The organism is Kribbella sp. NPDC056951, from assembly GCF_042674205.1.
GTDB lineage: Bacteria > Actinomycetota > Actinomycetes > Propionibacteriales > Kribbellaceae > Kribbella > Kribbella yunnanensis.
Genome location: NZ_JBHUQZ010000001.1, coordinates 553160 through 565824, shown reverse-complemented (window position 1 = coordinate 565824; position 12665 = coordinate 553160). Strand labels below are relative to the sequence as shown.

Annotated in this window: 13 protein-coding genes; 9 read left to right on the top strand and 4 right to left on the bottom strand. The window is 67.8% G+C overall.

Annotated elements, in window-relative coordinates:
• Genes ACFTSF_RS02770 through ACFTSF_RS02750 form a run of 5 tightly spaced genes read left to right on the top strand, consistent with a single transcriptional unit; the run spans position 1 to position 3442 of the window.
• Positions 1–393 carry a hypothetical protein gene (locus ACFTSF_RS02770; RefSeq protein WP_380152164.1) on the top strand — a complete coding sequence of 131 codons (393 nt, stop codon included), beginning with the start codon at positions 1–3 and terminating at the stop codon, positions 391–393.
• Positions 386–1087 (top strand): carbohydrate-binding family 9-like protein, encoded by a 702-nt coding sequence (locus ACFTSF_RS02765; protein WP_380152163.1) that lies wholly within the window; start codon positions 386–388, stop codon positions 1085–1087. The genes ACFTSF_RS02770 and ACFTSF_RS02765 overlap by 8 nt, the downstream gene beginning before the upstream one ends.
• Positions 1088–1125: 38 nt before the next feature.
• Positions 1126–2037, top strand: a complete 912-nt coding sequence (locus ACFTSF_RS02760) for a hypothetical protein (protein WP_380152162.1) — start codon at positions 1126–1128, stop codon at positions 2035–2037.
• A 10-nt stretch (positions 2038–2047) separates the two neighbouring features.
• Positions 2048–2809, top strand: a complete 762-nt coding sequence (locus ACFTSF_RS02755; protein WP_380152161.1) for a CoA transferase subunit A — start codon at positions 2048–2050, stop codon at positions 2807–2809.
• Positions 2810–2812: 3 nt separating this feature from the next.
• Positions 2813–3442 (top strand): CoA transferase subunit B, encoded by a 630-nt coding sequence (locus tag ACFTSF_RS02750; protein ID WP_380152160.1) that lies wholly within the window; start codon positions 2813–2815, stop codon positions 3440–3442.
• Between the two features lie 182 nt (positions 3443–3624).
• Here ACFTSF_RS02750 and ACFTSF_RS02745 read toward each other — a convergent pair whose 3' ends face one another.
• Positions 3625–4938, bottom strand: coding sequence for an alpha/beta hydrolase family protein (locus ACFTSF_RS02745; protein ID WP_380152159.1), 1314 nt, complete (start codon positions 4936–4938; stop codon positions 3625–3627).
• A gap of 59 nt (positions 4939–4997) precedes the next feature.
• Here ACFTSF_RS02745 and ACFTSF_RS02740 point away from each other — a divergent pair, with 59 nt between their 5' ends.
• Positions 4998–5918, top strand: coding sequence for a carbohydrate kinase family protein (locus ACFTSF_RS02740; RefSeq protein WP_380152158.1), 921 nt, complete (start codon positions 4998–5000; stop codon positions 5916–5918).
• Here the strand turns inward: ACFTSF_RS02740 and ACFTSF_RS02735 are convergent.
• Both ACFTSF_RS02735 and ACFTSF_RS02730 read right to left on the bottom strand, forming a co-directional pair.
• A complete protein-coding gene (locus tag ACFTSF_RS02735; RefSeq protein ID WP_380152157.1) occupies positions 5875–6555 on the bottom strand; it encodes an SDR family oxidoreductase in 681 nt (226 codons plus the stop codon). The genes ACFTSF_RS02740 and ACFTSF_RS02735 overlap by 44 nt on opposite strands.
• A gap of 276 nt (positions 6556–6831) precedes the next feature.
• Positions 6832–7515 carry an NUDIX domain-containing protein gene (locus ACFTSF_RS02730; RefSeq protein ID WP_380152156.1) on the bottom strand — a complete coding sequence of 228 codons (684 nt, stop codon included), beginning with the start codon at positions 7513–7515 and terminating at the stop codon, positions 6832–6834.
• Between the two features lie 75 nt (positions 7516–7590).
• Here ACFTSF_RS02730 and ACFTSF_RS02725 point away from each other — a divergent pair, with 75 nt between their 5' ends.
• On the top strand, positions 7591–8586 hold the full coding sequence (locus ACFTSF_RS02725) for an SPFH domain-containing protein (protein WP_380152155.1): 996 nt from the start codon (positions 7591–7593) through the stop codon (positions 8584–8586).
• Between the two features lie 97 nt (positions 8587–8683).
• A complete protein-coding gene (locus ACFTSF_RS02720; protein ID WP_380152154.1) occupies positions 8684–9544 on the top strand; it encodes a hypothetical protein in 861 nt (286 codons plus the stop codon).
• Here the strand turns inward: ACFTSF_RS02720 and ACFTSF_RS02715 are convergent, their stop codons facing one another.
• Positions 9545–10444 carry a hypothetical protein gene (locus tag ACFTSF_RS02715; RefSeq protein WP_380152153.1) on the bottom strand — a complete coding sequence of 300 codons (900 nt, stop codon included), beginning with the start codon at positions 10442–10444 and terminating at the stop codon, positions 9545–9547.
• Between the two features lie 268 nt (positions 10445–10712).
• Here ACFTSF_RS02715 and ACFTSF_RS02710 point away from each other — a divergent pair, with 268 nt between their 5' ends.
• Entirely contained in the window at positions 10713–12641 is a 1929-nt protein-coding gene (locus ACFTSF_RS02710; protein ID WP_380152152.1) for a CocE/NonD family hydrolase, read from the top strand.
• Positions 12642–12665 lie beyond the last annotated feature (24 nt).

Below are 12665 nucleotides of genomic sequence, written 5' to 3'. Positions count from 1 at the left end.
ATGGACGAGAAGCCACCGCTCCCGCCGTTGCTGATCCTGGCCGTCGTCGGGCTGCTGTGCGGCTTCGCCACGATCGGTCTGGTGTGGGGCAGCGAGAAGGGCTGCGAACGCTTCCGGGACACCACGAGCTGCGGCGCTCTCGGGCTGCCGTTGTTGCTCGTGATCGTGGTGCTGACGATGGTCGGCGGCGGGATCGCGTTGAGCCGGCTCGCGATGCCGCATCCGCGACTGGTCGCGTTCCTCGGGGTCGCGTTCATGCTGGCCGTCGTCCTGGCCTTCCTGACCGGCAGCCTGTCCTCGCCGTGGACGCTGGCCGTCATCCCGGTACTGACCGCAATCACGTTCCTGCTCGCCAATCTGGTCGCCCGACTCCTGGAGCGCGCTGATGCCTGATCTGCCCGTCTACGACTGCCCGCGGACCTCGACCGCCCCGAACCTCGACGGGACGCTGACCGATCCCGCGTGGGAGGTCGCGCCGTGGACGACCGACTTCGTCCAGATCCTCGGCGAGGGTCCGGCGCCGCGGTTCCGGACCCAGGCGAAGCTGATGTACGACGACGACTACCTGTACGTCGGCGGCAAGCTCGAGGAGCCGCACCTGTGGACGACGATGACCGAGCACAACAGCCGGCTGTACTTCGAGAACAACTTCGAGGTGTTCCTCGACCCCGACGGTGACGGCGCGAACTACTACGAGTTCGAGATCAACCCGCTCGGGACGATCTGGGAGCTCACCCTCACCAAGCCGTACGACGAGGGTGGCGAGGCGATCGATCCGACGAACCTGCCCGGGCTGCGCACCGCGGTTCATCTCGACGGCACCGTGAACGACCCGTCCGACACCGACACCGGGTGGACGGTCGAGCTCGCCATACCGTGGGTCGACCTCGCACAGTGGACGAAGACCAAGCCGACCGCGCCGGAGCCGGGTGACGAGTGGCGGATGAACCTGATGCGTTGCCAGTGGCCGCATGCGATCGCCGGCAACAGCTATGTGAAGGGCGCCGAGAGCGAGTTCTGGGTCTGGTCGCCGCAGTACGTCGCCAACATGCACTACCCACCGCAGTGGGGCGTACTGCGTTTCTGACCACCCCACCTCCCTGACGCTTGGGTGGCGGGGTAACAATGAGCTACGTGGAGTTCGGGGGCGGGGTCGTCAGTGCGGTCGAACGCGCCTGCGACACAGATCTGAGAACAGCACTTCGCCTCGTGGCTCGTTACTCGCGGTACTGGTGGTCACGCGGGCTGGAGGACGAGGCGGCCGCAGCGGCCGAGCGGGTCCTCAGCATGCTCGGCCGGACGGTACCGGTCGGGCTGGACGAGGAATACCTGCTGGCCGTCATCCACGGCGCCGCCTCGGCCGAGCAGGAGCAGATCGAGCTCGCACAGCAGATCGTGGACACCACCGAGGGACCCTTCCGGTACTCCGCGACCGTGCTGCTGTGGTGCCTCGTGTTCGGCCCGTTCGAGCCTGCTGAGGTCGTGGAGGACGTGCTGGCCCGCAACGAGGGCGGTGAGGCCTGGACGCGAGCAGCCGTCGAGCTGTGCCGCGGCTACCCCGGGCTGACCCGAGCGACCACCGAAGAGGCCGCACAAGCCCTCCGTACGGCGCTGGGCCGGTTCCGCATGCTTGAGGACGACTGGGGGACGTTCCTGGCGCTCAGTGCGCTCCAGCAGTCGGTCGGTGCGCCACTGGAGCTCACCACCGAGGCACTCGAGCTGGCGGAACGACTCGGGCTGGACGAACAGGTCGGCGTACTGCTGTGTCGTCGTGGTGACCTGTACCGGGCGCAGGGGAAGCTAGACGCGGCTCGCCACGACTACAGCATGGCGCTGGTGCTCGGTGAGCGCGCTGAGCTGCCGGAGACCGTTGCGGAGGCTCACATCGGGCTGGCCCGGGCCGCCCGGTGCTGTGGGCACGTGCAAACCGCGCAGGCGCACCTGAGCGCCGTACTGGAACTGCCTGACTTGGAAGACGCGCACTATGAGGCGCGTCACGAGCTAGCGGCACTAGAGCAGGTGTCGGCGACCGCTTAGAGTCGTCGGCATGGACAAGACTTACGAGTCGCCGCAGGCCGCGGTCGCCGACATCGAGGACGGCGCGAGCCTCGCGGTCGGCGGATTCGGGCTGTGTGGCAACCCCATGCACCTGATCAGCGCCCTGCACGACAAGGGGGTGAGCGGGCTCAGCGTGGTGTCGAACAACTGCGGTGTCGACGACTGGGGCCTGGGCATCCTGCTCGCGGACAAGCGGATCGCGAAGATGACCTCGTCGTACGTCGGGGAGAACAAGGAGTTCGCCCGGCAGTTCCTGTCCGGTGAGCTGGAGGTCGAGCTGACCCCGCAGGGCACGCTGGCCGAGAAGCTCCGGGCCGGCGGCTGCGGGATCGCGGCGTTCTTCACGCTGGCCGGGGTCGGTACCCAGGTCGCGGAGGGTGGGCTGCCGCAGAAGTACAACACCGACGGCACGGTCGCGAAGGCCTCGGCGCCGAAGGAGACCCGGGAGATCAACGGTACGACGTACGTGCTGGAGGACTCGATCACCACGGACTTCGGGCTGGTGCACGCGCTGCGCGGCGACACCCACGGGAACCTGGTCTTCGACCGGAGTGCGCGGAACTTCAACCCGCTGGCCGCGATGGCCGGGCGGGTGACGATCGCGACCGTCGAGGAACTGGTCCAGCCTGGTGAGCTGGATCCGGACTCGATCCACCTGCCGGGTGTCTACGTCCAGCGAGTGGTTGCCGTCGGCAAGGACATTGAGAAGCGGATCGAGAAGCGAACCGTACAGCCTGCGAAGGAGGCGTGACCCATGCCGTTGACGCGTGAGCAGATGGCGGCCCGGGCCGCGGCCGAGCTCGAGGACGGTTCGTACGTGAACCTCGGGATCGGCCTGCCGACGCTGGTACCGAACTACATCCCGGACGGGGTGACCGTCGTACTGCAGTCGGAGAACGGGATTCTCGGCGTCGGTCCGTACCCGGTGGACGGCGAGGAAGACCCGGACCTGATCAACGCCGGCAAGGAGACCGTCACGACGTTGCCGGGGGCCAGCTTCTTCGACTCGTCGCTGTCGTTCGGGATGATCCGCGGCGGCGCGATCGACGCGGCGATCCTGGGCGCGATGCAGGTCTCGGCCACCGGCGACCTGTCGAACTGGATGATCCCCGGCAAGATGGTCAAGGGGATGGGCGGCGCGATGGACCTGGTGCACGGCGCCAAGAAGGTGATCGTGCTGATGGAACACGTCGCCAAGGACGGTTCGCACAAGATCCTGACCGAGTGCGACCTGCCCTACACCGGCCGCGGAGTCGTCGACCGGATCATCACCGACCTCGCCGTACTGGATGTCACGCCGGACGGGCTGCGACTGGTCGAGCTCGCTGACGGGGTGTCCTTCGAGGAGCTGCAGGAGAGGACCGGGGCTCCGATAAGTCATTAGATCTGGGGACGCGACCGGATAGTCGACACGGCGAACCTTGAACTCGTCAGCGAGTTCAAGGAGGCCGGATCGTGAAGTACCTGGATCGAGCGCTGTGCAGCCTGCGGCACCTGGAGGTGCGGTGCTCCATGCTGCCCACGGACGGGCCGTACGCCGAGGCGAAGGAGTACTGCCTCAGCTTTTCAGCGAATAAAGGTGGTCTCGGGGAGGGCGTGGCGCCAGACCCCGTACTGCGGACGCTGCCGCAGGTGCTGGTCGAAGAACGCGGGGATGTACGCGCGGAGAGCGCGTAGGACGGCCGCTGGGTCGGCGGAGCCGATCGTGTTCGCGATCAGCTCCGGCGGGACCGTGAAGAAGCGCTGGAACCACGGGATCAGCACTTGGTGGTCGATGAAGCTGTAGTGCCTTCCGTTCGGGAGGTTGAGGTCGCGCTGCCAGCCGGTCGAGTTCTCCCAGAACATCCGCCAGGACGGCTCGGTGTGGTGGGTCATTGGACCGCCGTTCGGGCCGGTACCGCCGGTGCCGAAGAGCAGGAATGGTCGGTCGGTGCCGTGTTTGACGGCCGGCACTGAGGCGGGGTCGGGGTAGCCGTAGCCGAGCTGTCCGTCGAGGTCGATACCGGCGCGGACCCGGCGGTCGACGTCCATCACGTCGGCCGCGGTGATCCCGCCGGCCGAGTGCCCGAAGGCGCCGATCTTGCCGAGATCGAGGATCTGCCCGAGGCCGTCTGGGAGGGGGCGTTGGGCGGCATCCGGGTTGGTACCGCGGGCGAGCCTCGTCAGTTGGTCGAGCACGAACCGTACGTCGGCAATGCGGGTCGCGCGGGCGGTGAGCGCGTATCCGGTGGCGGGGAGGGTCTGGATCTCGAGCCGACCGCCGGGGAACTCGACAGCCGCCGCCTCATACGTGTGGTCGACGGTCACGACGACGTACCCGCGACTGGCGAGCTCGGCGACCACCACCGAGGCGAGCCCACGCGGTACGCCGAACCCCGGTGAGAACACGACCACCGGGTAGCGGCCTCGCCGTACCGGAGCCATCAGTACGCCGTGACTGCGCGCGCCCACCCAGTCGACACTCCCGACCGGCTGCTGGAGCGCGCTCGCCGCCCCCTCGCCGTACACCTCAGCCGTCCCCGGCGGCAGATACGCGGCCCGCTCCCCCACGGCCTGGGCCGGGTACCAGACGCTCACCATCAGCTCGCGGGTTCGGCTCGGCACCCACGGATCGCTTCGGGCCTGGTCCACGAGATGCAGTTCGCTGGTGCCCACCAGGAACGGCCCGGTCGATCGGGGAAATCGCAGCGGGATGGGCGACGCGACCGCGGAAGCGCGGGAGGAGGTGACCGCCGCGCCGCCGGACGGGGTGACCGCTGCGGAGCCGGTGGTCCAGGGGGTTGGCGGCTGCGCCCCTCCTCCGCCCAGGCCGGTGGCGTGGGCGGCGCGGGCTGCGGGGGCTAGGAGAGCGGCGGTGAGGAGGAGGCGTCTGGTGAGCATGGATTCAGGCTCTCGTCCTACCGCTGGGTGCTTCGAGTGGCGGAAGGCACCTGTTGGGGGTGACGAAAGTCGGGTATGACGGACGGGTGGAGCTGGATGTGTTGGTGGTGGGCGGTGCTGGGGTCGACACGATCGTGCGGGTGCCTGGGTTGGAGCTGGGCGGCCGGGAGACGGTGGGGGTCGGGCCGATCGAGACCTATGTGGGGCACACGGGGCACGGGGTTGCGCTCGGGTGTCATCTGCTGGGGGTTCCGGCCGGGTTGGCGGATGTGATCGGGGAGGACGACGAGGGGTTCCGGATTCGGCAGTTGTACTGGGATCTGCAGATGCCGCTGTACTTCGTGCAGCATCCGAACGGGACGCGGCGGTCGGTCAACCTGGTGACGCCGGACGGGGAGCGGGTGTCGTTCTACGACGGGCGGCATCCGGCGGGGTTGCGGGTGGATCCGGAGTTGTGGCGGCCGGGGATCTCGCATGCGCGGCACGTGCATGTGTCGATCATGGATTTCGCTCGGCATGCACTCCCGGACGCGTTGGCCGCGGAGCGGACGATCTCGACCGACCTGCATGACTGGGACGGGCGGAACGACTACCACCGGGACTTCGCGACCTCGGCGGACATCGTGTTCGTGTCGGCCAGTGCGTTGCCGGATGACGCGGTGAGTTGGATCTTTGGGCATGGCCGCGCGCAGGTGGTCGTCGTAATGGCCGGGGCGGATGGGAGTTATCTGCATCTCCCTGGTGAGTCGCCGAAGCACATCCTTGCGCTTCAGCTACCGGATCGACCGGTGGTCGACACGAACGGGGCCGGGGATGCCTACGTGGCGGCGTTCCTGGCGCGGTGGCTGGACGGGGTGAGCTGGTACGACGCCGCTCAGGCCGGGACGATTGCCGGAGCCTGGGCGTGCGGGTCGGCGGGCACCCACACGAACCTGATCACGGCTGAGGAGCTCGCTGCTCGAAGTGGAAAGCTCGAATGAAACAGTCCCTCGGCTGACCAACAGCGAACAAAACACAGTCGATAACGGACTGCGCAGTGAGCTCGGCACCGGTCTCCCGCGGACCGTCTTGCACGAAGTCCGGCGGGAAGAGCGAGATCACCCGAATGCCTTCCGGGCGAACCCGCTCGGACAGGATCTCGGCGTACCCGGCCTGCGCATGCTTCGCCGCGTAGAAGGCGGCATGCGCGGTCGACCGATGCTGCCCGTTCTCCCCCGCGGCCGAGATCAGGTTGACGATGTCGGGCCGCTCCGACTCGCGGAGGAGCGGGAGCAACCGCTCGGTCAGCAACACGGTCCCGGTCCCGGCTCCAGCGATCGCATCGGAGATTTCCTCGGGCGACGCCGTCTCCTGTAGATACCGCGCCGCGCTGTTCACCAGCACGTCCACGCGATCCACTTCGAGTGCCGCGATCGACGCCGGATCCGACAGATCCAGTACGGCGCTTGTCGACGTACCGCCGGCTGAGCGGATCAACGCGGATGTCTCTTCGGCGGCTGCGAGGGTGCGCGCGGTTGAGAGGACGTGCGCGCCGCGGGCAGCAAACGCGAGCGCCAACTGACGGCCGGTGTCGCGCCCGGCCCCGGTCACCAGTACCTGCAGTCCTGCGAAAGTCATGTGCTGAGCTAATCGCGGACCGCCCCCACTCACCAAGTCCTTTCAGCGGCGGTTTTCGGGTGGGAGCTGAGCGTGGCGGAGCAGGCGCCGCGGAGGTTGGTGAGTGTTGGCGGTCCGCCTCACACCCCCCGGGTCATGGGAGATGGAGGGTGCTGGCGGTCCGGCTCACGCTCGGGTCATGGGGATGGACGGTGCTGGCGGTCCGGTCACACCCGGGGCAGGGTGCTGGCGGTCCGGTCGCACCCGGGTCAAGGGGATGGCGGGTGCTGGCGGTCCTCAACCGCGCGTCATCGGCGGATGCAGGGTCGTGGCCGCGCCTCGCCGATACAGCTGAGCCGGGCGGCCGCCGTCTCGGGTTGTGGTGGTGGCGGTGGGTTCTACGAAGCCGGGGGTTTTGGTGACTTTGCGGTGGAAGTTGCGGGGGTCGAGGGGGGTGCCCCAGACCGCCTCGTAGATGGTGCGGAGTTCGGAGATGGTGAATTCGGGGGGACAGAAGGCGGCGGCGAGCGGGGAGTACTCGAGTTTGGCTCGGGCTCGTTCGACGGCTTCGGTGAGGATCTGGTGGTGGTCGAAGGCCAGGCGGGCGGGGTCGGCGAGGAGGTCCGGGGCGGGGACCCAGCGGGCGGACTCGGCGTCGGTGCCGGCGACCGGGGTGGGGAGGTCGGGGACCAAGGCGAGGTAGGCGACGCTGACGACGCGACCGCGGGGGTCGCGGCGAGGGGCGCCGTACGTCGCGATCTGTTCGAGGTGGATGCGGTCGGTGGCTAGGCCGGTTTCCTCGGTGAGTTCGCGGCGGGCGGTCTCTTCCAGGTCCTCGTTCTCGCGGACGAAACCGCCGGGGAGCGCCCAGCGGCCCCGGTACGGCGCGATGCCGCGGCGGATGAGCAGCACCTGCAGGGCGGCGTCGCGGACGGTCAGGATGACCAGGTCGGTGGCGAGGCCCAGCGGCACGAAGTCCATGACGAACCACTCTAATCGTCACCTTGACGAGAAGTCACGCACCCCTTATCGTCAAAGTGACGACAAGGGAGAGACATGGCAGACATCACGCGGTTCCGCTTCATCAGTCATCTGCGGGCCAACCCGACCACCCACGTGCGGCACCTGCGGAACGGGAAGGTCGCGCACGACGGCGCCGGCCAGGCGTTCTGGTTCCGGGCGCTGAACTCCTCGCTGAGCGAGATCCCGGTCGATGACCGCGAGCAGCCGCTGCTTTTCCACGGGCGGACCCAGGACTTCCAGGACGTGGCTGTGCAGGCGACTGTCACGTATCGCGTGGTTGACCCTGGGTTGGCCGCGACTCGGCTGGACTTCGGGATCGACCCGGACACGGGGATGTGGCGGTCGACGCCGCTTGAGCAGCTCGGTGGGTTGCTGACTGAGCTCGCGCAGCAGACCGCGCTCGACCTGCTCGCCCGGATGAGCCTGACCGAGGCGCTGTCCGAGGGTATGACGCAGCTGCGGCGGGCGGTCGGCGCCGGACTGCGGGAGGATCAGCGGCTGACCGGGCTCGGGATCGGCGTCGAGGACGTCCGGGTGGTCGCGGTCCGGGCCGAGCGGGATGTCGAGAAGGCGCTGCAGACGCCGACCCGAGAGATGGTGCAGCAGGCTGCGGACAAGGCGACGTACGAACGGCGTGCGATGGCGGTCGAGCGCGAGCGTTCGATCGCGGAGAACGAGCTGCAGAACCAGATCGAGCTCGCGCGTCGCGAGGAGCAGTTGGTCAACCAGCGCGGCCAGAACGAGCGCATGCGCGCCACCGAAGCAGCCGCCGCCGGTCAGATCGAGACGCAAGCGGCCGCCGGTCGGCAGCGGGCACTCGCCGAGTCCGAGGCGGACGCGAAGCGCGTCATCGGCGCGGCCGAGGCTGCAGCGGAGAAGGCAATGCTCGACGCGTACGCCGAACTGGACCAGGGCACGATCCTCGCGATGGCAATCAAGCAAGGCGCCCTACCGGAGATCGGCACCCTCAACCTAACCCCCGACCTCATCACCCCACTGCTGTCGAAACTCGCCGGGCAAGCGTCGTGAGCGGGAAGGGCGGGCACGCCCCGGCCTGGGACTGGGCTCGCCGGGCGGCCGTCGTCAGCGGGCACCCCCGGGCTCGCTGCACCGTTGGCGGTGCGGCATGAGTCTTCCGCCGCGGGCGGTGATTGTGCATCGGGCGACTGAGCTGAGTGAGTTGATTGGGCGGCATGGGACTCGGCAGCAGGCTGGGTTCTTTCTGGCTGGGCGTGGGCGGGATCTGGCTGAGTTGGATGCGCGGCACCAGGCTCAGGTCGAGGCGCTGGCTACGGTTTCTGCGGCGATTCCGCTGGACTGGCGGCGTACTGTTGCCGAGCGCAACGATCTCGACCGGTTCGTGTTCGGGCCGGAGGACGTGGTGATCGCGGTCGGGCAGGACGGGTTGGTCGCCAACGTGGCCAAGTACCTGGACAGCCAACCAGTCATCGGCATCAACCCCGAGCCGGGCCGCAATCCCGGTGTGCTCGTCGCGCACGAACCAGCAAAGATCACCGAACTGCTCGCCGTACGGGAGGTCGCGGAACGCACCATGGTCGCCGCGACCACCGACGACGGGCAGCAGTTGATCGCCCTCAACGAGGTGTACGTCGGTCATCGGACCCACCAGTCCGCGCGGTACTGGCTCGACGAGGAGCGGCAGTCGTCGTCCGGGATCCTGGTCGGTACCGGAACCGGGTCGACAGGGTGGTGCCGTTCGGCCTGGCAGGAACGCCATAGCGCGCTCACGCTCCCGGGACCGATCGACCCGACCCTGTGCTGGTTCGTGCGGGAGGCCTGGCCGTCACCCGCGACCGGGACCGACAACACCGAGGGCCTGCTGAAGGCGCCCGACACATTGACTATCACCGCCGAGTCGGACCTGGTCGTCTTCGGGGACGGCATGGAGTCCGACACGCTGACCATCAGTTGGGGGCAACGCCTCGAGATCGGCGTCGCCCCCGTGAAACTGCATCTGGTGGTGTGATCACTCGCCGGGCAAGTAGCCCAGCTCCGGAGCCCAGCGGAAGTTGATCGGGTCGGCAGCGCCACCCGGCAGCGTTCCGACCGACTTGATCGTCGTAGCGGTGCCGTTGGCGCGACTGAGCTCGTAGACATGCCCGGTCTTGGTGTCCTTGTCGATGCCGACCAGCAGAGTCCCGGACGCACCGCAACGGTCGGCGATCAGGGTCTCGAAGCCCTGCCAGGTCGACGACCGGACGGTCTTCAGGACCGGCTTCATCGGCGAGCTGACCGGGAGGTGCACGGTGTACAGGCCGCCCGCCTTCGTGGTGGCAAGGAAGGTGTCGTACGTCGCGGTCTGGCCGATCAGCGCGATCGCCTTGATCCCGGGGAGACCGGCGTACGTGCCGTTGACCGCCCAGCCCTTGTCGAGGTCACGCCGCTCAAGCGTGCCGTCGGCACGCAGGGCATAGAAGTGGTGGCGGCTGAACCCGGTGTTGTCGTTGACGTACTGCGAGAACTCGATCGCGGTGTACCCGGTGAAGCCCTCGATCAGCGGACTCATCGTGTAGCCGTCCAGCGTCCCGTCGGGCTTCGTGTTGTAGCTCACCCGCATCAGCGTGTCCTCGAGTACGGCGTACCCGTAGCGGTGCGATGAGCCGTCCGGCGTCCCCTGGCTGGCCGGGGTGTCGATGAACGACGTGGTCAGCTTGACCTTGCCGGCACCGAATACACCCGCAGTGTTCACGGTCGCCGACGAAGCCGGCGGGGTGACCGTGCGGAACGTGTGGACCCCGGCGGCCGTCACCGCGCCCAGGTTGATCGAGCATCCCGCCGTACTGGTGGCAGCCTGGGCGGTGGTCGGGGCAGCGGCCAGCAGCAGTGCCGCCGTCCCCGCGAGTGTCGCTGCCTGACGAAGCTTCATGGTGTTCCTCTCATCGAGTCCGGTCTCTGGTGAAGGCACCCCTCCGGCCTTCACACCACTCGATACCGGCGCGACCTGCGGAGTTATGCCCGGAGGGGCAGCCGGACGGGCCGAAGTATTACCCGTGACCTGCGCCGGGTGACCGACTGAGACGAGATCTCTACTGACAGCGATAGTCCGGAATGCATAAGGTGCAGACCACAACCACGGCCCGTTCGAGGGAGGGCCGTCGTGGATTCGACCCACCGCCCAAAGGGGAGAGACACGCATGCGCAGAACTCCGTTCCGTACCGGAACGATCCTGCTTGCTGCGGCCGCACTGATTCCGGCCGCCACCATCACCGCGACCGCGAAACCTGACAAGCCGTTCGTGCAGGGGACGCAGACGGTCGCCGCCTATGACTACGACAACGCGATCCGGGAGCGGATCGCGGTCGACGTCCCGGGCACCGACAACGACGAGAACGGCGTCACCGACCAGATCACCGTCGACATCATCCGCCCGGGTGAAGCCGACGCGGCCGGGATCGACGTACCGGTCATCATCCAGGCGTCGCCGTACTACGCCGGCGACCCGTCGTCGTACTTCGATTCCAAGGGAATCCGCCAGGTCTACGGCACCTGGCTGGACAACTACTTCGTCCCGCGCGGGTACGCCGTCGCGTTCGTCGACATGCCCGGGACCAACCGCTCGACCGGCTGCACGGATGTCGGCGGCGACTACGAGGTCCTCGGGACCAAGGCGGTCGTCGACTGGCTGAACAACCGGGTGCCTGGCTACAACCCTGACGGCAGCAAGGCAAAGGCCAGTTGGTCGACCGGTAAGACCGGCATGATCGGTACGTCGTGGAACGGAACGATCGCGAATTCCGTGGCCAGCACCGGCGTCCGCGGACTCGAGACGATCGTCCCGATCGCGGCGATCTCCAGCTGGTACGACTACACCCGTGCGAACGGGGTGCCGTTCTACGACAAGTACATGGAGTTCCTGTACGACTATGTCAGCAACGACAAGACACCGCGGTGTGTCGCGCTGACCGATGAGGTCGAGGCGGCTTCCGACACCCCGACCGGCAGCTACAGCAAGTTCTGGGATCCGCGGAACTACAACCTGGACGCACGCAAGGTCCGGTCCAGTGTGTTCCTGATCCACGGTCTCGACGACGAGAACGTGAAGACCCGGCACTATGGCGAGTGGTGGGACCAGCTGGTCAGGTACAACGTGCCGCGGAAGATTCTGCTGCACCAGGGCGTGCACCTGGACGGCTTCAGCCTGCGGGACGCGTACGTCAACGAGCTGCACCCGTGGTTCGACTACTGGCTGCAGGGTCTGAAGAACGGCATCATGCAGCAGCCGCAGGCCACCATCATGCGCGAGGACGGCACGTACACCCACGAGAAGCGGTGGCCGGCGGCCGGTGTCCGCCCGGTCAAACTGAACCTCGGCAAGGCGAAGAACGCCAAGGCCGGCGGACTGTCGATCGCGGCCGCCTCCGGTGACCCGATCAGCTTCACCGGCACCGAGGACGAGTCGACGGATGCCGTCGTACTGGATCCGACGACGCCGAAGCCGAACCGGGCCGTGTTCCTCAGCGACGAGCTGGAGAAGGCAGTCCGGATCAGTGGCACCGGCAAGGTGTCGGTCCGGGTGAAGTCGGACAAGGTCGCGTCCGGGATCAAGGCCCGGATCGTCGACTACGGTACGGCGACCCGCTACTCCAACATCACGAATGTTCCGAACACCCGCGTCTGCTGGGGTGACGGGAACGCACTCGACACCGGTTGCTACGCCCAGACCAAGATCAACACCAAGGTCTCGGACGCGGCAGTCGTCGTCCGCACGCTCGCCGACGTCGGTCACTACAAAACCCTGAACCACAAGGAATACCTGACCCCGGGCAAGTACTACGACCTGTCGTTCGAACTGAACGCCGACGACATCGTCTTCGCCCCCGGTCACCGCCTCGGTCTCGTCCTCACCGTCGAGCCCGACAACCCGTCGGTCCCGTTCACCGGGGCCACCCTCACGGTCGACCCCACCCGGTCGTCCCTCACCCTCCCACTGACCGGCTACACCGCCGCGCTCAACACCGCCGGTGCCCCCGGCGAGCGCGTCGCGGCTGACAGCCTCGCCCAGCCGGAGCCCGAGAAGGACCCGACCAAGCTGATGGAACAAATGGTCGAAGCTTCCCGCTGAGACCAGGGGCCCCGGCTTTCGAGC

Coding starts and splice junctions, on each gene's coding strand:
- ACFTSF_RS02730 (WP_380152156.1), bottom strand. CDS start 7,515: ATGGACTTCGTGCCGCTGGGCCTCGCCACCGACCTGGTCATCCTGACC.
- ACFTSF_RS02770 (WP_380152164.1), top strand. CDS start 1: ATGGACGAGAAGCCACCGCTCCCGCCGTTGCTGATCCTGGCCGTCGTC.
- ACFTSF_RS02755 (WP_380152161.1), top strand. CDS start 2,048: ATGGACAAGACTTACGAGTCGCCGCAGGCCGCGGTCGCCGACATCGAG.
- ACFTSF_RS02725 (WP_380152155.1), top strand. CDS start 7,591: ATGGCAGACATCACGCGGTTCCGCTTCATCAGTCATCTGCGGGCCAAC.
- ACFTSF_RS02710 (WP_380152152.1), top strand. CDS start 10,713: ATGCGCAGAACTCCGTTCCGTACCGGAACGATCCTGCTTGCTGCGGCC.
- ACFTSF_RS02715 (WP_380152153.1), bottom strand. CDS start 10,444: ATGAAGCTTCGTCAGGCAGCGACACTCGCGGGGACGGCGGCACTGCTG.
- ACFTSF_RS02745 (WP_380152159.1), bottom strand. CDS start 4,938: ATGCTCACCAGACGCCTCCTCCTCACCGCCGCTCTCCTAGCCCCCGCA.
- ACFTSF_RS02720 (WP_380152154.1), top strand. CDS start 8,684: ATGAGTCTTCCGCCGCGGGCGGTGATTGTGCATCGGGCGACTGAGCTG.
- ACFTSF_RS02735 (WP_380152157.1), bottom strand. CDS start 6,555: ATGACTTTCGCAGGACTGCAGGTACTGGTGACCGGGGCCGGGCGCGAC.
- ACFTSF_RS02750 (WP_380152160.1), top strand. CDS start 2,813: ATGCCGTTGACGCGTGAGCAGATGGCGGCCCGGGCCGCGGCCGAGCTC.
- ACFTSF_RS02760 (WP_380152162.1), top strand. CDS start 1,126: ATGAGCTACGTGGAGTTCGGGGGCGGGGTCGTCAGTGCGGTCGAACGC.
- ACFTSF_RS02765 (WP_380152163.1), top strand. CDS start 386: ATGCCTGATCTGCCCGTCTACGACTGCCCGCGGACCTCGACCGCCCCG.